12 protein-coding genes are annotated in these 21,141 nt (G+C 64.9%); 2 read left to right on the top strand and 10 right to left on the bottom strand.

What is annotated here, in order from left to right; translation table 11 throughout:
* Positions 1 to 36: 36 nt before the first annotated feature.
* From ACPDIT_RS01030 to ACPDIT_RS01000, 7 genes are all read right to left on the bottom strand, one after another.
* A complete protein-coding gene (locus ACPDIT_RS01030; protein WP_423440762.1) occupies positions 37 to 1,413 on the bottom strand; it encodes a glycoside hydrolase family 28 protein in 1,377 nt (458 codons plus the stop codon).
* On the bottom strand, positions 1,410 to 2,573 hold the full coding sequence (locus tag ACPDIT_RS01025; protein ID WP_423440761.1) for a substrate-binding domain-containing protein: 1,164 nt from the start codon (positions 2,571 to 2,573) through the stop codon (positions 1,410 to 1,412). The genes ACPDIT_RS01030 and ACPDIT_RS01025 overlap by 4 nt, the downstream gene beginning before the upstream one ends.
* Before the next feature lie 161 nt (positions 2,574 to 2,734).
* Positions 2,735 to 3,592, bottom strand: a complete 858-nt coding sequence (locus tag ACPDIT_RS01020; protein WP_423442555.1) for an SDR family oxidoreductase — start codon at positions 3,590 to 3,592, stop codon at positions 2,735 to 2,737.
* Between the two features lie 20 nt (positions 3,593 to 3,612).
* Positions 3,613 to 4,884, bottom strand: a complete 1,272-nt coding sequence (locus tag ACPDIT_RS01015) for a lactate racemase domain-containing protein (protein ID WP_423440759.1) — start codon at positions 4,882 to 4,884, stop codon at positions 3,613 to 3,615.
* A 162-nt stretch (positions 4,885 to 5,046) separates the two neighbouring features.
* The gene (locus tag ACPDIT_RS01010) at positions 5,047 to 8,019 is read right to left on the bottom strand and encodes an alpha-L-rhamnosidase C-terminal domain-containing protein (protein WP_423440757.1); all 2,973 of its coding nucleotides are present in this window, start codon (positions 8,017 to 8,019) and stop codon (positions 5,047 to 5,049) included.
* Between the two features lie 1,889 nt (positions 8,020 to 9,908).
* Complete coding sequence (locus ACPDIT_RS01005; RefSeq protein WP_423440755.1) at positions 9,909 to 10,565, bottom strand: SAM-dependent methyltransferase; 657 nt, start codon at positions 10,563 to 10,565, stop codon at positions 9,909 to 9,911.
* A 1,105-nt stretch (positions 10,566 to 11,670) separates the two neighbouring features.
* Entirely contained in the window at positions 11,671 to 13,668 is a 1,998-nt protein-coding gene (locus ACPDIT_RS01000; protein ID WP_423440754.1) for a tetratricopeptide repeat protein, read from the bottom strand.
* A 67-nt stretch (positions 13,669 to 13,735) separates the two neighbouring features.
* Here ACPDIT_RS01000 and ACPDIT_RS00995 point away from each other — a divergent pair, with 67 nt between their 5' ends.
* Both ACPDIT_RS00995 and ACPDIT_RS00990 read left to right on the top strand, forming a co-directional pair.
* Positions 13,736 to 14,758: a DUF362 domain-containing protein gene (locus ACPDIT_RS00995; protein WP_423440752.1), complete on the top strand. Its 1,023-nt coding sequence runs from the start codon at positions 13,736 to 13,738 to the stop codon at positions 14,756 to 14,758.
* Between the two features lie 381 nt (positions 14,759 to 15,139).
* Positions 15,140 to 16,024 carry a hydroxypyruvate isomerase family protein gene (locus ACPDIT_RS00990; protein ID WP_423440750.1) on the top strand — a complete coding sequence of 295 codons (885 nt, stop codon included), beginning with the start codon at positions 15,140 to 15,142 and terminating at the stop codon, positions 16,022 to 16,024.
* A 1,533-nt stretch (positions 16,025 to 17,557) separates the two neighbouring features.
* Here ACPDIT_RS00990 and ACPDIT_RS00985 read toward each other — a convergent pair.
* From ACPDIT_RS00985 to ACPDIT_RS00975, 3 genes are all read right to left on the bottom strand, one after another.
* Positions 17,558 to 18,529, bottom strand: a complete 972-nt coding sequence (locus ACPDIT_RS00985; protein ID WP_423440748.1) for an NAD-dependent epimerase/dehydratase family protein — start codon at positions 18,527 to 18,529, stop codon at positions 17,558 to 17,560.
* Between the two features lie 69 nt (positions 18,530 to 18,598).
* Positions 18,599 to 19,867, bottom strand: coding sequence for a glycosyltransferase family 4 protein (locus ACPDIT_RS00980; RefSeq protein WP_423440746.1), 1,269 nt, complete (start codon positions 19,865 to 19,867; stop codon positions 18,599 to 18,601).
* A gap of 61 nt (positions 19,868 to 19,928) precedes the next feature.
* The gene (locus tag ACPDIT_RS00975) at positions 19,929 to 20,882 is read right to left on the bottom strand and encodes a glycosyltransferase (RefSeq protein ID WP_423440745.1); all 954 of its coding nucleotides are present in this window, start codon (positions 20,880 to 20,882) and stop codon (positions 19,929 to 19,931) included.
* Between the last annotated feature and the right edge of the window lie 259 nt (positions 20,883 to 21,141).

Raw genomic sequence — 21,141 nt, 5'->3', positions numbered from 1 at the left:
TGAAAAAAGGGAACCGGCCGGAGACGTCCGAAGGGATCAGGGGAGCCCGACCACCTCGGCGTCGCGCGTCAGGAAGGCCGCCCCGCGCCCGGGGCGAATCGTGACGTTTTGCAGCCGCGCATTGCGGACATGCCGGAACTCCAGGCCCGTCCGGGCGGCCGTGATCTCCACGTTCTCCAACGTCACCGTGTCGATGGGCGCCTCGGGCAGCCCGATGATGACGCCCGCATTCTCGTAGCAGGTGGCCGTCAGATTCCGGACCACGATGCGAGCGTACCGCGGTGTTTCGGGCGTCACGGGCTGGGCCGTGTCCTCGGCCGGAATCCGCGGATAGTAGGCCGTAAACGTCAGGGCGCGCTCGACGTTGGTCATGCGAATGTCCTCGTAGATCAGATCCTCCACCGCTCCGCCGCGCCCGCGATACGACTTGATGCGAATCCCGTTTTCCGTCCCCTCGAACACGCAGCCGCGCACGCGCAACCCGCGCACCCCGCCCACGGTCTCGCTGCCTATCGACAGGCCGTGCCCGTGGTAGAAACGGCAATGGACCACGGTGATGTCTTCGCAGCCGAAGGCCCGATCGGGCAACCGGCGCCCCGATTTGATGGCGATGTTGTCGTCACCCACATCGAACACGCAATTGGTGATCACCACCCGACGACTCAGGCTGGGGTCGATGCCGTCGGTGTTGGCTGCATGATCGGGCGCCTGCACCGTGAGGTTCTCGATCCACACATCCTCGCATTCCACGGGGACGAAGTGGAACGTGGGGGCGTTGCGCAGGGTCAGGCCGCTGAGGCGCACGTTCCGACACCGCGTCAACACGATCAGCCGCGGTCGGGGCAGGGTAAATCCGGGCTGACGACGGCGCGCCTCTTCAGCGGCCGGCCACCAGACCTCGCCCGAGCCGTCGATGATGCCCTGGCCCACCAGCGCGACATTGGTCAGGTTGCTGCCCCCGATCAACGGCACGAAATCGCCGCTGCTTTTGGCCCGGAGCCAGTCGCCGGGCACCTTCATGAAATCGCGCGGCTCGCGCGAGGCTTGCAGCACTGCGCCGGACTCCAACAACAAGGTGGTATGACTGCGCAACGTCAGCGGCTGGCAGACATACACGCCGGGCGGGACCCGTACCACGCCGCCCCCGGCCCTGCCGCAGGCGTCCAGCGCCCGTTGCACGGCCTCCGTGTCGAGGGATTGTCCGTCCCCCCGGGCTCCGAACTCACGTACGTTGAATTCCCGCGCTCCGACGGAGGCGACAAGCCCGAGGCACGCGACCAGCCCCGGGCCCAGGGGGAGCCTCCGAATCCGCGCCGATTCCCCGACACGGCCGTGAACCCCGGACGTAGGCCTCGACCCTGCAAGATGGGATGCCCTGCGGCAGAAACGGCGGAACCAGGACGTGCATTTCATTTGGCCAGGCTTTCGCGGAATTGTTTGGGTGACATGCCCACGGCGTGTTTGAACGCGACACAAAAACTGTTCGTGCTCTGATAGCCGCAGGCACGGGCGATCACATCGAGTTTGTCGTCGGTCTCCGCCAGCAGTTTCCGCGCCCGTTCGATGCGGACCCGATGCAGCTCCTGACCCGGCGTGCGGCCCAGATGCTCCACAAAAGCCTTGTGCAGGGCGCGGCGCGACATCGCCGCCACGCCCACGAGATCCTTGACCGAGATGGGTTCGTGACTGTGTTCCCAAATGAACCGCAGACTGCGCGCCACGCCGGGGTGCGACACGGCCAGCAAATCGCTGCTTTTGCGCACCACCACACCCGCGGCCGGGATGCGGATGGGCTTGGTGGGCGGTTTGCGGCCGTCCATCAGCTGATCCAGCAGTTCCGCCCCGCGATACCCCAACAGCTCCAGGTTGGTGTCCACGCTGGAAATGGGCGTCTGCATGGCGTCCGGCGCCAACAGATAATTCTCCGCCCCGCAGATGGCCACCTCGTCCGGCACCTTCAGGTCCGCCACCTCGCACGCCTCCAACACGTCGAGGGCGTGCTGGTCATTGGCGGCGAACACCGCCACCGGCTTCGGAGCCCGTCGCAACCGCGTGGCCAGCCAGAGCCGCTTGCGCGACCATTGTTCCCGATCCTCCCGAAACCAGGCGGACTCGTGCCACTTCAGCCACACACACGAGTAGCCGGCCTCGGCCAGCGCGGCGAGGAACCCCTGTCCGCGTTCCTCGTACGACCAGTTCGGCGAATCGCTGTAGAAGATGAAGTTCTTGAAGCCGCGGGACAAAAAATGTTCCGCCACCAACCGCGCCGCGTGCGCGTGATCCTCCAGTACGCGCGGAAACTGCAGGTGCGGCCGCCGATAACTGAAGTCCACCGTGGGCTTGTTCTGGCGCTCCACGAACTCGGCCAGTTCATCCCAGGCTCCCAGCCAGGCCAGAATGCCGTCGCCCTCCCAGCCCCAGGGAAGAACCTTCTCCCGGGCCAGGTTGGCCGACAGCGACCAGCCGTGTTCCTCGGCATAGCGTTCGATGCCCCGGTGGAGCCGGTAATCGTACCAGCCCAGCGCGACCAACACCCGCCGCGATCGCCGGTCCTGTTTGCCTTTCCGTTTCATGGGGCCATGAATGCTGACAGCGCCGCTCCCCGGCAACAGAGGACCGGATGCTCCGGAGCCGACCGGCCAGGGAGCCGCAGCTCCGGACTCCTCGTGTCTCGGCCAGAGAATCTCGCGCCTGAAAGGCCCCACGGCAAGTCCCACCGGCGACAGGCCCGGGCTCACACGCCGCTGAAGGCCGCAAACCCGCCGTCCACCGGCACCACCACGCCCGTTACGAACCCGGCAGCCTCGTCGGATACCAACCACAGGAGGGTCCCCACCAGATCCTGCGGCTCGCCGAACCGCCCCATGGGCGTGTGGGCCAAAATGGTGTGCGCCCGCGGCGTCCACGAGCCGTCCGGCCGCGTCAGCAACGAGCGGTTTTGCTCGGTGACAAAAAAGCCCGGGGCGATGGCATTGACCCGAACCCCGACGCGGGAGAAATGCACGGCCAGCCACTGCGTAAAATTGCTCACGGCCGCCTTGGCCGCACTGTAGGCCGGAATCTTCGTCAGCGGCCGAAACGCGTTCATCGACGAGATGTTGATCACCACGCCCCGACCCCGGGCGGCCATCTCGCGCGTAAAGGCCTGCGTGGGCAGGAGTGTGCCGAGGAAATTCAGGTTGAAGACGAACTCGATCCCCTTCGGATCCAGATCGTAAAACGTGATCACGTCCTGGACGGCGCCCTGCAGGTCCTCGGGGCGCAAATACTCGTGGGTGGTGGTGCCCTTCGGATGATTGCCGCCGGCTCCGTTGATGAGGATGTCGATCGGCCCCAGCTCGCGTTTGACCGTCTCGTTGGCCGCCGCCAGGCTCTCGCGCTGGAGGACATCGCAAGCCACGGCCATGGCCGTGCCGCCCTCCCCGCGAATGACGGAGACGACCGCTTCGGCCGCCTCCTTTTTCAAATCCGCCACTGCCACACGGGCCCCGCAAGCGGCCAGCGCCCGCGCCATCACACTGCACAAAACGCCGCCGCCGCCGGTGACCAGCGCAACGCGTCCCTCCAGGTTGACTCGAAACGGTAATTGCATCGCTGCCATGGTTGTTGAGTTCACGCAAAACGCCCGCGCCAGGCCCACAAGCCCAGCGCCGGGTTCGAGATGAAATACACCCGCTCGCCATCCGGCAACGTGTTCCACCCGTCGCGCAGACGATCGGGCGGGTACCGTCGCAACATCGCGGCCAAATCGGCGTACTCGAACCCCACGCCCTCGATCTCCTCGCGCGACAGATGGCCCGGACAGTAGATGATGCGGAACCGACCCTCCGAGCTGCCATGGATCAGATGGGCGGCGGCGCTCAAATTGGCCTGCAGCTCCGGTTGTTCGCGCACCGCGCGCAGCGTGGCCGGCGTGCCCCGGTACCCGTACTTGCGGATCAACCGATCGATCTCCGGATCCTCGCCGAACTCCCGCAGCCCGGGCGCCAGCACGATCAACTCGCCCCCGTCGGCCATCGCCATTCGCGTCCGGTAAATGCTCTTGTTGCCCAACCAGGTGCTCTTGAACTCGGCCGGATCCAGGTACACCACCACCTTCGAGAGCGGCTCGTCCAGCATCTGAAAATTCACCTGCAGGGACAGCGCCGCCGCCTTCTCGAACCCGGAACGATCATCACTGATATACAACCCGCGCACCCGGAGCCCACCCTCCTCGTCCCGGCTGACCACGGTGTGCACATACACCACCGGGAGGTGCCGAATGAAATGCTCGGACGCATAATCCAAAATCCGGCGCACCGGCGTGTCGGCGCGCCCCATCATCCGCTCCATCCCGTAAGCGGCCCCGATGAAGTGGCTCTTGTTGATCCCTTCCGCCCCGCCGGTCCCCACGAACAGGTTCTTGTTGTAACTGGCCATCCCGATGACCTCGTGGGGGACCACCTGGCCGATCGACAGAATCAGGTCGTGACCTCCCTCCCAGATCAACCGCGCCAACTGGGCCGGCCACGCAAAATCCACCGCGCCCTCCGACACCTCCCGCACGAACGCGGCCGGCACCTCGCCCACCGTGACCACCCCCGTGCGCCAGTTGTGCACCCGAAACCGTTCCGGCGGCACCCCGGCGTACATCTCGGCAATCTGTTCCGGTGTCATGGGCGTGTGCGTGCCCAGCGCCGGTAACACGTCCGTCAACCGGTCCCCGTAATACTCGTACACCAGCCGTGTCAGCAGACCGGCCTGCGAATGAAACCGCGTAAAATCGGGCGGCACGACGAGCACCCGTCGCCGCGGCCCCAGACGGTCCAGCGCGGCAAACAATCCCTCCCGCAACTGCGCCTCGGTCAGTTGCGCTTCCGCCGATCCTGCCTCGAAGTACAACATCTGTGCATCCCCGTTCGAACGATGCGACTCAACCTACCGCGGATCGGAGCCGCGCAAAATCACGATTTTTTGCGCGGCACCTGCGGTTTTGTGCACTGCGGTCCCCGCCGGGGCACGGGCGGCAGAAGCCGGAGGCGTTCCCTGCGCCCCGATCGCGCGTCCTCAGGGGTTGGGCCCCTCCCACGCCTGCCCATTCACGATGAGCTTCAGACCCGCGTGCCAGGCATTGGGCTTGAACGTGGCCCGGACCCCTTCGGGCACGCGGTAATCGATCCGGAGCGTCTGACCCTCCCGCCGCCAGGAAACCGTCACCGGTCCGCGCACAGTGGCCGTTCGACCCTCCGCCCACGTCAGGTCGTAGAGCCGGGGACTGATCTCCACGGCGGTGGCGCCCGGGGCCGTGGACGCAATCCCCAGCACCAGCCGGTTCAAGAAATACACCGGCGCCGAGGACCACGCGTGACAATGACTGCGCGTGGGAAACCGACCGCCCCCGGTCGTGCCGCTGGGAAAGCTTTCCCACACCGTCGTCGCCCCCGCCTCCAACATGGGCAGGTAATGCCGGTAAATCTCCGCCACAATCCGGTCGCTCAGCCCGTATTTCTCCAGCGCCTCGTACAGGTACAGTGCGGCAAAGGGCGACCCCACCTGCACCATGTCGGGCGGGGGATTGGTGAGGTTGCGCAACGCGGCCGCGCGATGCTCCGGCGGCACCGCATCGTACAACAGGGCCAGAAAACTGGTGTGCTGACTGTGCACGGGACTGATCGAGCCGTCGTCCCGAATCGCGTCCGCATAAGCTCCCCGTTCCTCGTTCCAGAGCCGTCGCACGCCGCGCACCAAACGCTCCCGCAACGCCCGCAGCCATGCCTGTCGCTCCGTATCCTCCAGAACTTCCGCCTCGCGTCGGGCAGCGTCGATGGCACCGATGAGCAGCAGCGTGTTGTGCAGCACCGTCCGATGGCCCTGGTCCAGGTTCACCCAGTCGAAAAAGTTCCAGAAGGGCGCCGAAAACAAATCCCGGTCGTCCACGAACCGGGCCGCTCCCTCCAGATTCCGGATCACCGCCGGATACACCTGCCGCAGCCAGTCGCGATCACCCGTCTCCCAGTAATAATCCCAGGTCGAAATGCCCCAGAGAAAACTCCACGCCGGAATCAACACGTCCCAGGAGGAGGGCGTTTGACAGCCGGCGATCGGAAAGCGCTCCAGCGATTCGGCCGTCAACCGAATGCACCGCCGCGCCAGATCGTGCGCGCCGAACACCCCGTAGGCCAGCAAGGCCTCGTTCCGGGCATCGCCCACCCAGTGCGTCTGCTCGTACAACGGACAATCCGTAAAGGTGTCCTCCATGCAGAGCTTCAACGTCCGGGCCGAAATGTCCCAAATCTCGTTCAACCGCGCGTCGCTGCACCGGAACCACCCGCGATACGCCACGGGATACGTGGACTCGACAAGGCCCACATGCCGGATCCGCACCGGGCCCTTCTGATTCCGCAGGGTCAGGAACACATACCGACCCGACCGCCGTTTCAGCGAGACGTACTGATTCCGCCCCTCGCGGGTCACATACCGCAGCACGTTCCGATTCCCCCAGGGAAACTGAATCCGGCCATCCGGCGCCAGGTACTCCACCGCAGCCAGATCCACCGTCACCCCCGCTTCCGCCCACAAATCGAACGTCCAATACCCGCAATTCTGCTCGCCCAAATCCAGCAACAACTCCACGTCGCCGGCCGGACCCGGCCGCACCGTGGTCACCTCCGCGTTGTCGTGCAACAGCGCTTCCGCATGCTCCACCAGACCCGCGGCCTCCCCCACCTCGCGCCGTTGCGTAAACTGCCAGAAGGCGTCCTCCACGAACATCCTCTCGGACGGCAACTGCTCGCAACGCCCCCCCAGCAGCTCCCGCAGCCGATCCGCATCGCGCACCTCCTGCAACCACCGGTCGGTCACCTGCTGATATTCGCGCGCCAACCCGCCCAGACGGGGATCCGAGTCCCGGAACTGCACCCAGAGCAGGTCGTTCGTGGCGACCGCATACTCCGGCAGGCGGATGAACACCCAGGGATTGCGCTGACGCGGATCCAACGGGTTGACCAACCGGAACCCCTGCGGCTCCAGAAACCGCACCGCCTTCTCCTTGTCGTGCCCGAACAGATTCCGCGAAAACCCCAGCAACAGATGCCGGCCGGCAGGAAGATGCACCTCGCCGCGGACTGGCTCGCCGTTCAGGGCCAGCTTCATGCCCTCCTGTTGAATCCGCACCGGACCGGGCTTTTCGACTTCCAAAACCGTGGCCATGCCGAAACCGCAACTGGCGTGGTGGTTCGCCTCGATGACACCCGGGTTGACCAACCGCGCCGCCGGCACGCAGAAGTTCCATCCCTCGGCCCGCACCAGGCGCGTGTGGAGCACGCGTTTGAAGGGGAAGGGCCGGCGCGTCAACAGCGCCACGTCGCGCGGCCGCAGGTCCCGCCACGGACCCGCCCCGGCCGGGAACAACACCCGCGCCCGACGGAACCTCAGCGGCTCGGCCAGGCGCGCGTCGTACCACTCGCAGGGCTCCATCTGAATGCTGACCTTCGGCGTGCGCGACAACAGGGCCGGCAACCGGGCCGCCTCCCACGAGCCGTCGGTGCCCAGAGTCACGATCCGACCATCGGCCCCTTCCACGTCCAACTGCGCCAGCAACCCGGCCTGTTGAGGGATCCGATGAAAATCGCCCACGCCGAAATAACGGGCCAACACCCGAATCTCGTTGCGCCCTTCGCGCAGCCAGGGCGTCACGTCCAGCACATCGTACTGATAATGCTCCGGCCAGCTCCGGCACGGGCCGTCGTTGACCCACGCATCGTTGATCCAGAGGCGATACCGGCTGTCGGCCGTGATGCGCAGGGTCGCCCGCGTGAAGGCGCCCAGGCGAAACTCGCGCCGTGCCACCATGGCCTCATTGTAACCGTGCACGTCGCTGTCGCGTGCCCAGATCCAGGAAGCCTTCCAACTCGGACCCGGGGCGGGTGTATCGGCCTCGAGTTCGGCCCTTGCGAGCGACCCGAGGATGACAAAGAGGAGGAGGAACCCTGGGGCCGGAACCCAGCGCCATTGCAGATGCAAGCCATCAACCGGACGCATGACTCCCCTGTAGGCTCGCCACCGCCCGCCGGTCAAGCGCGCCGGTGACGCCGCCCCGGTTTCTCCCACAGATGCCGCAACCTGCCGGCGGCCCTCCCCAGCCCGGTGAACCCCCGGGGCGTTCTTCGCGGAGCCCACAGAACCCGCAGAACAGGCAAAATTCTTATTTTTCAGCCCACAGAATACGCAGAACACACAGAATCCTTTTCTGAAAGCCCACAGATCACACAGAAGGGCTTTTTCTTCGAAGCCGCGCAGCCGCCGACGCGAGTCGGCCGATCTCGATATGGTAGCCACCGACGTGAGTCGGTGGAAAGCTCGCTCGGGTCTCATCCGCCGCGTCCCCGCGGCGGCTACCAAGTCCCAAACCCGTAGCCGCCGACGTCAGTCGGCGGACCGATCCAGTATAGGGTTTCCGGTCTGCGTGCTCTGTGTGTTCTGTGGGCTTTTCCTTTCTGCGTGCTCTGTGGGCTCTGCGCCTCGTAGCCGCCGACGTCAGTCGGCGGACGGATCCAGTATATGGTTTCCGTTCTGCGTATTCTGCGTGATCTGTGGGCTTTTTCTTTCTGCGTGCTCTGTGGGGTGAGTCTGGTAGCCACCGACGTCAGTCGGTGGAAAGCTCGCTCGCGCCTCGTCCGCCGCCTTCCGGCGGCGGCTACCAACCCCCATGTCCGTAGCCGCCGACGTCAGTCGGCGGACTGGTCCGGTATAGAATTCTGCGTATTCTGCGTGTTCTGTGGGCTAATTCTCGTAGCCGCCGACGTGAGTCGGCGGACTGATCCGGTATAGAATTCTGCGTATTCTGCGTGCTCTGTGGGCTTTTCTTCGCGTCTCGTAGCCACCGACGTCAGTCGGTGGAAAGCTCTTCTCGAGTCTCATCCGCCGCCTTCCGGCGGCTACCACCCCCCAAATCCGTAGCCGCCGACGTCAGTCGGCGGACGGATCCAGTATATGGTTTCCGTTCTGCGTGTTCTGCGTGATCTGTGGGCTTTTTCTTTCTGCGTGCTCTGTGGGCTGATTTTCGTAGCCACCGACGGTAGTCGGTGGACCAATTCTCCATCCGCCGCCTTCCGGCGGCGGCGGCTACCGAATCCTGAACCCGTAGCCGCCGACGTCAGTCGGCGGACCGATTCAACTCAGGTGTTTTCTTCTGCGTGCTCTGTGGGCTTTTCTTCGCGTCTCGTAGCCACCGACGTGAGTCGGTGGAAGGCTCCTCTCGAGTCTCGTCCGCCGCCTTCCGGCGGCGGCTACCAAGTCCCAAATCCGTAGCCGCCGACGTGAGTCGGCGGACTGGTCCGGTATAGGATTCTGCGTATTCTGTGTGTTCTGTGGGCTAATTCTCGTAGCCGCCGACGTGAGTCGGCGGACCAATTCTCCCTCCGCCGCCTTCCGGCGGCGGCTACCGAACCCTAAACCCGTAGCCGCCGACGTGAGTCGGCGGACTGATCCGGTATAGAATTCTGCGTGTTCTGCGTGATCTGTGGACTTCTGTTCTGTGTGCTCTGTGGGGTGAGTCTGGTAGCCACCGACGTGAGTCGGTGGACCATGATTGCTCGTCGCCGCTGCCGGCAGCCCGCGGATTTTATCCAGGACCCGCCCCCTTTTCGGCGCTGGCTTCCAGCCCTCAGATCCGTAGCCACCGACGGTAGTCGGTGGAAAGCTCCCCTCGAGTCTCGTCCGCCGCCTTCCGGCGGCGGCGGCTACCGAATCCTGAACCCGTAGCCGCCGACGGGAGTCGGCGGACTGATCCGGTATAGAATTCTGCGTATTCTGTGTGTTCTGTGGGCTTTTTCTTTCTGCGTGTTCTGTGGGCTGCCGATCGCAAAAAAGGAAACGACCCGCAGGCGCTCGGCCTGCGGGTCGTTCCACGTTGGCTCCCCCGCGGTTTCCTACCGCGAATCGTTCCCGCTGCGCGGCGTCTCGGGTTCCCACGGCACCACCCATTTGTAGATGGTGTGGGAACCGTACTCAAAACGACTTTCGCGATCGGTCACCTCCCGTCCGGTGGGCGGATCGATGTTCATCCGGTACACCAGCACGGGTTTGGCGCCGCGCATGTCGAAGTCATGCGATACGATCCGGGACCCCGGTTTCATCTTGGCCAGCTGCGGCATCAGCCGCACGTTCAACTCCGGCAGCAGGTACAGCGTCACCACCGTTGCCTCGCTCAGGTCCAGCGTGAAAATGTCCGCCTGCTTGATCGTCACCAGATGTTCCACCTTGTTGGACCGGACGTTCTCGAGGGCCTCCTTAACCCGTTGCGGATCGATGTCGAAGCCCACGGCCTTGACGCCGTATTTCTTGGCGGCCGTGACCACGATCCGGCCGTCGCCGCAACCCAGATCGTACACCACGTCGCCCGGCTTGATTTCCGCCAGCTCCAGCATCTTTTCCACCACGGGCATCGGGGTGGGCACGAAGATCACGTCCGGCTCGCGGGCCGGTGCGGACGGCGCGTTCGTCTCCGCGCCCGTGCAGGCCGGGGCGATCAGGCAAAGGGCAACCGCGAGGAGTTGGACCAACCGGACAAGACGACGTGTTTTCATGGCGCCCACCAGTTAGCGCGGTTCCCCCGTCTTGGCAACTCGGAAAGAGCGCCCGCGGAGCCCGCGGCATCGGACCCGGGGATCCCGCAGATTTTGAGCCCACAGATCCCGCAGACCCCGCGGATGACCGTTTTTCAGGGCCCACAGAGCGCGTGGAACAGGCAGAATTCTGATTTTTGAGCCCACAGAACACGCAGAACACACAGAATTCTTTTTCTTGAAGCCCACGCAGCACACAGATCCCGCAGAACGCCTTTGAAAAAGCCCACAGACCACGCAGATCACACAGAAGGGCCTTTTCTTTGAACCCTTGTAGCCGCCGACGTGAGTCGGCGGACCAATTCTCCGTCCGCCGCCTTCCGGCGGCGGCTACCGACCGGATTCTTTTCCTCAGCCCACAGACCACGCAGATCACACAGAAGGGCCTTTTCTTTGAACCCTCGTAGCCGCCGACGTGAGTCGGCGGAAACTTTGAGCGATGGATTCCAGAGGCTGGGGCTTGCTGACGGTTGCAATCTATCGAGGAATCACCGTGTATGCCGACTGGAAGCGGGGGATCCGGCAGGTCGGAGGCCTGCGCTGCCAGAAATCCGCCGCCTTCCGGCGGCGGCTACCAGGCCCTGAGATCTGTAGCCGCCGATGGGAATCGGCGGATTCATTTGGGATCCACTGGCAATCCCGTCGGGAGCAGCCTTTCAGGTCGTGGATCAGTAGTCAGTGCTTGGGTCCGCCGCCTTCCGACGGCGGCTACCGAACCCTAAACCCGTAGCCGCCGACGTGAGTCGGCGGACCGATTCAACTCAGATGTTTTCTTCTGCGTGTTCTGCGTGCCCTGTGGGCTCTTTTCTGCGTGTTCTGTGGGCTAATTCTCGTAGCCAGCGACGTCAGTCGGTGGAAAGCTCCCCTCGAGTCTCGTCCGCCGCCTTCCGGCGGCGGCTACCAAGTCCCAAATCCGTAGCCGCCGACGTGAGTCGGCGGACCGATTCAACTCAGATGTTTTCTTCTGCGTGATCTGTGTGTTCTGTGGGCCTTTTCTTTCTGCGTGCCCTGTGGGCTTTTCTTCTGCGTGCTCCGGGGGCCCGTTTCCACGTGCTCCGCGGGCGGCTCATTCGGGGTGTTGGGCCAGCCAGTACCGAATCGCCTCCGCATCCGGATGCCGCGGCTCCAATTCCAGCAGGCGCAGGTAATGCACCCGGGCCCGGTCGGGCTGACGCAACTGCTGCGCGTACAGATTGCCCAGGGCCAGCCGCGCCCGCGTGTCGAGGGGATATCGACTCAGCAGCCGTTCCAACTCCTCGGCCGCGTCGTGGTGGTAGCCACCCTGGCGCAGCGCCAGCGCAAAGTTGTATCGCGCATCGCGCGAGTTGGGATTCAGCGCCAGGGCGTATTCGGACGCCTCCAGGGCATCGCGCACCCGTCCCGCCCGCAGGGCCGCCAGCGCAAAGTTGTAGTACGCCTCGAAAAAGGCCGGGTTCGCCTGAATCGCCGCCTGGTAGGCCTGCAAAGCGTCCATGAGCCGGCCGTCCTTCTGGGCCTCCAGGCCACGGGCAAACCACGCATTGGCCGTGTTCGCGTCCCCGGGCGCCGGAGGCGTCGGACGCCGATACGGGTAACGCGGATACTCCGGCGGCGCCGGCTCCGTACGTTCCGGCTCCGAGCTGGGCGCCGCGGATTCGGTCCGTCTCGCTGCGGGTTGGGCCCCTGGAGCCGGGGTGGGCGCTGCTGCAGCAATCTCGCGCTCCTCGGCCGGCGGCGCGCTCGGCCCCGGCGGCAAAGGCGTCGGACGCCGTTCGGTTTCCGAACCCGATCGGAAGAGCGTTGTCGGGTTGACCCGTTCCCACCAGCGCGTCCGCCGGGCTGTTCCAGCTGAAGGACCCGGGGGCTGAGTCGGGCCTACGACCTCGACCTGGTTGGGAGCGGCATCCGGCGCGGGGGCGGTCGGCTGCGCGGCCTTGCTGACAGCCGGAGTTGCGGCTTCAGCGGGCTCTGGACGGGCCATGGCCGCCTGCCCGGGCTGCACGGCTGGCGAAGCTCCGGTGGGAGCGGTTGGTGTCGGCCGCGGCGAAACCAACGCCGGCGGCGCCGCCGTGGGTGTCGGAGGTGCCGTCGACGGCGTCGGACGGGTCGGCCCAGGGTCGGTTCTCGCGGTCGCACCAAGATTGGGCCGGCTCTCCTGGGGTTGGGACGGAGTCGGCCGCGGGGCCGGGGCGGGCTCGCTCGCGATCTGCGGTTGCGCGGCTGTGCCCGGGGTTACAGTGGTCGTTGTGGGAGTCGTGGGCGCGGCGCCCGGGCCAACCGGGGGCCCTGTGCCCTGGGCGGCGGCGAGCTGGTTGGTGACGGGCAAGGCCCTGGCCAGCGCCAACTCCAGCGAATGAGCCGTCTCCAGCACGGCCTCGTAGTTCGGCGGGCGAGGTTCCAGCGCCAGGTACTCTCGATATTGCTCCAGTGCCGCCGACGCGTTCCGCAGGTACTGATGGTAGGTGACCGCCAGGTTGAGTCGCGCTGCCGGATACGCCGGGTTGGCTTGCAGCGCCGCGGTGAAGTATCGGACCGCGTCCTGGGCCCGTTGGCGTTGCAGCGCGGCCAGACCCAACCCGTTCAATGCCCTCGGATCGCTCGGATGCAGCCGCAGCATCTCTTGGAACGCGCGCTCGGCAGCAGCAGGCTGGCGCAGGCGCAGTTCACACAAGCCCAGCCGCCACCAAGCCTCGGGGCGACTCGGATGACGGAGCGTGTAGGTTGTGAAGGCCGACCGGGCGGCGTCCCATTGCGCGCTTTGCATCCACAAACAGCCCAGATTGTAATGCGCTTCGAGGAGGTCGGGATTCAACCGCAGGGCCTGCTGATACGCGGCAGCCGCGTTCGACAACAACCCGACGCGGTGGCAGGCAACGCCATACTCGTTCCACGCCACCGCATTCGTCGGTAAAAGCTGGACGGCCCGATGGAGTTGACGCAGTGCATTGGTGAGATCTCCGGCGACCAGACTCTGCTGGCCCTGGCGCAGGGCCTTGTGGCCCGCGGGCGCGCACCCGGTCCACACCCCTGCCACGGCACCCAGCAGCAGTCCGCATGCGATCGCCCGTTTTTTCGTGGCCACCATCGAGGCCGGTGGTAGCATCCCGGACTTCGAAGTGTCAAGAAACCCAGGTTCATGGTTACGCGTTTGGTTGGGGCTGACCATCGCAGCCACGGGCATCGGCAACCCCGCTGGATGCCGATCGGCAGCCGCCGCCGAACTTTCTCCGCCGCGCGCGCAGGTGATCGTGGTCCACGATCCCCGTGCGATGGAAACCTATCAGGCCAATCCGATCCGGATCCGACAAATGCTGGATCGGGCCCTGCGTCGGTGGACGGAACAACCCGACGCAGCCGCGGCCTGGCGCAGCCTCGTCTCCACCGGCGACGTCGTCGGCATCAAAGTGGCCTCCGCCCTGGGTCCCACCTTCGGGACACGCCCCGCCGTGGTGGCGGCCCTGATCGAAGGCCTTCTGGCCGCAGGCATTCCCGCCACCAACATCATCGTCTGGGACAAGTACTTGTCCGATCTGCGCCGCGCCGGCTTCGAGGAGCTGGCGACCCGATACGGAGTCGAGTTGGCGGGCGCCGTGGAAAGCGGGTTCGATCCCGAGGTGGCCTACGACTCGCCCCTGTTGGGCAATCTGGTCTGGGGTGACCTGGAATTCGGGCAACATCTGCCCGGCGCGGGCCGCAAATCGCACGTCACGCGGCTGCTGACCCAACGCATCACACGCCTGATCGTGGTCAGTCCCATGGTCGCCCACGTCGAGGCAGGAGTGACCGGACTGCTGTACACGCTGGCCATGGGCAGCGTGGACAACTTCCAGCGCTTCGAAGTCGAGGCTGCCCGGCTGGCTCAGGCCGTCCCGGAGATCTGCGCCTTGCCCCCGCTGGCGGACCGGCTCGTCCTCTGCGTGGTGGACGCCCTCCTGTGCCAGTACCTGGGCGGCAACCGCGGCCTGTTGCATTACTCCACCGTGCTGAACGAACTGCGTATCAGCCGCGACCCCGTGGCGCTGGACGTCCTGTCCTTACAAGAACTGGAACGCCAACGCCGGCTGATGAACATCGCCCATCCACCGGTGAGTCGGGACCTGTACGAAAACGCCGCCCTGCTGGAACTGGGCGTGAGCGATCCGACCCGCATTGAAGTCCTGAGATTGCCCGAGTAGGCCCGGATAGTTTGCGCGTTGCGGTCGTCCGCCCCATCAAGGCGGACTTCGGTGGGGGCAGGCCGCGCATCGCGATGGGTTCGTTGAGTTGCGCCCTTTCAGGGCGCGGCGGGTTTCGGGGGGGCCGGATTCCCGGGGGGTTGCCCCGGGCCGGTGAGTCGATGCGCCTTCGGCGCACCGTCTCCCGCCCCAACGGGGCGAGAATTCGTTGGCCCAGGGCAACGCCCTGGGCAGGCCAACACCCTGGGTAACCCGGGCTTGCACAATTCACCCCGCCCTGAAAGGGCGGCATCCGGTGGGCACGCGTGGCCCGGGCGACCGAATTCGAAAGGAGTTGGCCGCGCGGCCCCGTTGTGTCACATTGCGCGCATGAGCGCGCGCATGAATCGTCGGTCTGCCTTGAAAACCATGGCCGGCACGGCCGCGGCCGTCGCCGCCGCTTCGTCCCTCCCCGTCTCCTTGGCCGCCCAGGAAACCCCTGCGGTCAAACTCAAAGGTCGCATCCGGCACAGCGCCTGTCGCTGGTGCTACAGCGGCATCTCGCTGGACGATCTCTGTCGGGCCGGCAAGGAAATGGGCCTGGAGGGCATCGACCTCCTCAATCCCAACGAATTCGACACGGTCAAGAAATACGGCCTGGTCTGCACCATGGTGAGCAACCCCACCATCGACGGATTGGGCGGCATCACCCGGGCCTGGAACCGGGTCGAGCACCACGACAAACTCGTGCAGGCCTACGAGCAGCGGATCAAGGAAACCGCCGCGGCCGGGTTCGAGCGTCTGATCTGTTTCTCCGGCAACCGGGACGGTCTGGACGACGAGCAGGGCCTGGAGAACTGTGTCATCGGCCTGAAGCGGATCCTGCCCGTGGCGGAGAAGTACAAGGTCACCCTCTGCATGGAACTGCTCAACAGCAAACGGAATCACCGCGATTACATGTGCGACCACACCGCCTGGGGGGTGGAACTGGTGAAGCGGCTCAGCTCCGAGCGCTTCAAGCTCCTCTACGACATCTATCACATGCAGATCATGGAGGGGGACATTTGCGATACCATCCGGGAGAACCGCCAGTACATCGATCATTACCACACGGGCGGCGTGCCGGGTCGCAACGAGATCGATGAGACCCAGGAGTTGAATTATCCGCGGATCATGCAGGCCATCGTGGCCACCGGGTTCAAGGGGTACGTGGCCCAGGAATTCGTGCCGCGCCGACCCGACAAACTGGCCTCGTTGCGGCAGGCCATCCAGATCTGCGACGTCTGAGACCACGGAGCACGCGGAAGACGGAGCCCACAGAACCAGCAGAACTGTTGTTTTCAAGCCCACAGAACACGCAGAACACGCAGAATATTTTTGGGCCCACAGAACACGCAGATCACACAGAATTCCCTCAGAAGCCCACGGAGCACGCAGAACACACAGATGAAGGGGAATCGTAGTCGGCGACGTGAGTCCCGGAGCCGCACACGATCCGCCGCCTGACGGCGGCGGCTACGATTTTTTGAAGCCCACAGACCACGCAGATCACACAGAAGGGCTTTTTCTTTGAACCCTTGTAGCCGCCGACGTCAGTCGGCGGACCGATCGAATTCAGGTGTTTTCTTCTGCCTGATCTGTGTGTTCTGTGGGCCTTTTCTTTCTGTGTATTCTGCGTGTTCTGTGGGCTAATTGTCGTAGCCACCGACGTCAGTCGGTGGAAAGGTCCCTCGAGTCTCGTCCGCCGCCTTTCGGCGGCGGCTACCAAGTCCCAAATCCGTAGCCGCCGACGTAAGTCGGCGGACCAATTCTCCCTCCGCCGGCTTCCGGCGGCGGCTATCGAACTCTGAACCCGTAGCCGCCGACGTCAGTCGGCGGACCGATTCAACTCAGGTGTTTTCTTCTGCGTGATCTGTGTGTTCTGTGGGCCTTTTCTTTCTGTGTATTCTGCGTGTTCTGTGGGCTAATTCTCGTAGCCACCGACGTCAGTCGGTGGACCAATTCTCCATCCGCCGCCTTCCGGCGGCGGCTACCGACCGGATTCTTCTCCTCAGCCCACGGATCACGCAGATCACACAGAAGGGCTCTTGGAATGGCCCATCGAGCAAGCGGATGGGCACTGGCGTTGGGCTGGCATGGACCGACCCGCTGGCTCCCTGGAGGCACAAACATCCTGTGGACAAAAACGCTGGAGGGACGACGTCGCCGCCGTCCCTCCAACCTTTCCCGTCGTCTTTCGGCCCCTGTGCCTCTGGCCCTTGTCTGCTGCCCTCTGTGCAGTCCGCGGACTTCGATGGCTATGCGCTCCGGTTGATCGGTGGGCCGAGTCTCGTAGCCGCCGACGTCAGTCGGCGGACTGGTCCGGTACAGAATTCTGCGTATTCTGCGTGCTCTGTGGGCTGATTTTCGTAGCCGCCGACGTCAGTCGGCGGACCGATCCAATTCGGGTGTTTTCCTCTGAGTGTTCTGTGTGCTCTGTGGGCTAATTCTGGTAGCCGCCGACGTGAGTCGGCGGACCGCCCCAGTGTAAATCTTTCTGTTCTGCGTGTTCTGCGTGTTCTGTGGGCTAATTCTCGTAGCCACCGACGTCAGTCGGTGGACCAATCCTCCATCCGCCGCCTTCCGGCGGCTACCAACCCCAAAGTCCGTAGCCGCCGACGTGAGTCGGCGGACCGATCCGACAGACAAATCTCTTTTCTGCGTGTTCTGCGTATTCTGTGGGCTTTAAAAGCCGTTCTGCCTATTCTGCGTATTCTGCGTGCTCTGTGGGCTTCTGTTCTGTGTGCTCTGTGGGCCTTGCTTTCCGTGTGCTCCGTGGTCTCATTCGCGGCCCCCGCCGAATTCGTATCGAATCGTCCGTTCCAGTGCCTCGATCAATCCGTACGGCCGCACGAACCCCGACCGTTCCAGCCGTTCCGTGTTCACCGTGGTCTCGGCACAGAATTTTCGGATCCGAATGCTGCTGACGGGCAGGGACCGTCCCGTCACGGCCGCCACGGCGTCGGCCATCCATCCCAGCGGCAGGGCCACGGCGTAGGGCAGTCGGATCCGGGCCCGCCAATCCCCGTCCCGACCCATCACCCGTCGTGCCAGGGCGACCAACTCCGCCGTGGTCAGGTCCGGCTTGTCGGCGTAATTGAACACGTGCAGTCCCGGGGGCAGGCGCAGGCACCAGTGGAGGAACGCCGCCACGTTGCCCACGTAGGCCATGGACTTGCGATTCCGGCCCGACCCCACCATGACGAACCGGCCTTCGTGGATTTGGCGCAGGAGATTGTACACGTTGCCGCGGTTGCCCTCGCCGAACACCACGGAGGGGCGCACGATGACCGCGCAGCGGGTCGGGTCTTCCTCCGCCCAGGCCCGGACCAGCGCTTCGGCCTCGGCCTTGCTCCGGCCGTAGGCGTTGAAGGGGGCCGGGGGATGATCCTCGGCGGGGCAGGGGACGTCGAGGGGATAGACCGCGACCGTGCTGGTGAAGATGACGCGTCGGCATCCGACCTCGCGGGCGGCGCGCAGGACATTGCGCGTTCCTTCCACGTTGACCTCGTGGTACAGCCGCACCGGCCGCACGTCGTCCCGATGCTCGGCTGCCAGGTGAACCACTGCCGCCGCGCCCCGGGCCGCCTCTCGCAGTCTGGGGAACTCGAGGATGTCCGCCTGCCGCGTCTCACCGCCCTCGAGTTCCACCGGTCGGCGATCCAGTCCCCTTACCGAATCGCCGTGGGCGAGGCACTGTCGCACCAGGGCCCGACCGATCGTCCCCGCCACACCGGTGACCAGGACTCTCATGACCGGAGCCTCGCGACAGCGGCGGGAGCAGCCGCATGGCACGGCCGCCGCGTGGTGCCCGTGACGGACTCAGCCCCCATGGGCCGGGTGGTGAGACTCCTGCGCCACGCTCACCAGAAGCTCGTGATACTGCCGCGTCACCGCCGCCCGGCCGTAATGCCGTTCCACGAACCGCCGCGCCTCGGCGCCGCGTTGCTCCCAGAAATCCGACTGATTCCGGATTTCCTCGACCGCCCGGGCCACTGCAGCGGCGTCCGTGGGCGACACCACCAGACCGGCGCCGGATTCGAGGACCAGCCGCCCCAGATCGGAGTCGGGTTCCGTCGCTGCAATCACCGGTCGGCCCGCGGCGAGGATCCGGTACACCTTGGACGGCACACCGTCTGTGCTCGTTCCCCCTGCTTGTGGTACGTAACAGATGTTACTGCAGGCGTAGATCTCGTTCATCCGCGCATAAGGCTGGTAGGGCACGAACTGAACGTTGGGCAGCGCGAGGTCCGCTGCCAGGCGCTGGAGGACTGGCCGCTCAGTACCATCGCCGATCAGCAGAAAACGGAGGTCGGGCACGGACTGCAGCCGCGCCGCCGCCCGGACCAGCGTTTCCAGGTGTTGAGGTTTACCCATGTTGCCCGCGTAGCTGATGACGAAACAGTTCCCAAGCCCGTATTCGCGACTGAACCCGTTGTCCCTGGGCACGGGCTGGATTTGCGCGGTGTCGGCGAAGTTCGGGATGAGCGCGAGTTTTGCCGCGGGCACACCGCGCGCGAGCAAGGCCTCGTACATCCGACGGGAAATGACTGTAACGCGGGCTGCCCGGTCGTAGGTAAAGCGCTCGAGTCGGCGAAGCCACCGGATGAGAAGGGGATTCCTGACAAGCCCCAGGTTGATCGCCACATCCGGGTACAGCTCTTGAACGTTGTACACGAACGGGATCTGGAACCTTTGGGCCAGAGCCCAGGCCACGAGTGCGACTGTCGGTGGAGGCGAAGGTGCGAGGATCACATCGGGTCGCCACCGTGACGGAAGGGCAGCGGCCAGCGTTCCGGCATGGAGCCACGCCCACGCCAGAGCCCTGGGCAGGAGCGACCGGGGACGTCGGGGCATCCAGCAGCGACAGATCCGGAGTCCGTGTTGCACGGAGGTTCGCCACGGAAAGCCGGTGCGCAGACCGGCGCGCCATCGGGTGGCGAGGGGGTCGTCGCTATAATAGGCCTTGGAGGTGAACACGCGCACCTCGTGTCCGTGAGCGACGAGGTCCAGCGCAAGGTCTCCGTACAACTGCGCCGTGGCCACGTTATCGGGCGGAAACACCTGGACCACAATGGCGATGCGGGCCATGAACGGAAGGGGCGATGGGTTCTGGGAGCGCGGGGGTGGATGAGGAGGCGCTACGTGTGACTCAGGAGACGGCCTGTGGCCGAGCGATTCTACGCAGCAACTCCACGTAACGCTCGGTGACCTCCGCCCAGGTGGGGAAACCCTGCTGGAGGCGTCGGCGACCGGCCTCGATCAACCGCTCGCGCAATCCGGGCTCGTCACGCAGGCGCAGGATGGCCTGCACAATACTGTCGGCGTTCAGCGGATCGAAGTAAAGTGCCGCGTCACCACACACCTCACGGGCGAAATCCCGGTCACTCGTCAGAATGGGACAGCCGGCCCTCATGGCCTCGAGGTAGGTCAGACCGAATGTTTCGAGCAAGGTGGGAATGAGACAGGCCCAGCTTTGTCGGAAGCAGTGGTCGATCTGGCCCGGTGGGACCGGGCCGACGTTCAGAAACCGCGGCCTCGGCCCGAGGGTGTGCCGCTGCATTTGCTGCAAGAGGCGCTGCGCGCCCCGGTCCTGGTCGGGCGCGATCGTGGTGACGATGGCGAACTCCTCGAGTCGGAGCGCCTCGAGCCGGTCGGCCACCTCCTTGAGGATCCGATGGTTTTTGTGCGGATAATACAGGGCCAGGTAGAAAAGGCGCAGGGGCCGCTGCAGAGAAGCCATTTGGCGGGCTTGCGCACCGGGCGCCGGGTCAGGAGCACCTGCCAGATCCGGGGCGTTGGGGACGACATGGACCTGTTCGGGCCGGAGTCGGTACATGGCCAGGAGGCGCTGGCGTACCCATCCGGTCTGGACGGTGACAGTTGCGTGCTGAATGGCGTAACGGAAGTACAGACGCTCGAGCCGATGCTGGACTTGCTCCCGCAGCGTCGGTAAAATCCGGCGCAGGGGTTCGCTTGAAATGAAGTGGGCTTTGTGAAAAAGCACGAGCTGGGGCACGGGAGGAAACGATGTCGCCATGTTGCCCATGGAAAACAGCGCAGCAGCCTGGTTGGCACGGCAGAGCTCGGGGACTGTGTCGTTCATGAAATAAAGCCGTCTCGCAAACCCGAACTCCGGCCACCTGACGAGCTGGACTTTAACATGGGGCACCTCCAGGTTTTCGTAGCCGACACCAGGGGAAGCAAAGACCAGGAACCGCTCCGGACCTTGCCTCAGAGCGAGCTGCCGGACGACGTTCAGCCCAACGCTTCGACCACCCCCGTGCCGGAGTGCCGCACAGTTAAGGACAAAAGTGCACCGCATGGCAACCAAATTCATTCATCCGGGAATCTGAAAAACATGA

Source organism: Limisphaera sp. VF-2 (assembly GCF_049537125.1).
Taxonomy (GTDB): domain Bacteria; phylum Verrucomicrobiota; class Verrucomicrobiia; order Limisphaerales; family Limisphaeraceae; genus Limisphaera.
Note: the sequence above shows the minus strand (reverse complement) of the source record. Positions and strands in the feature narration are given on the sequence as shown.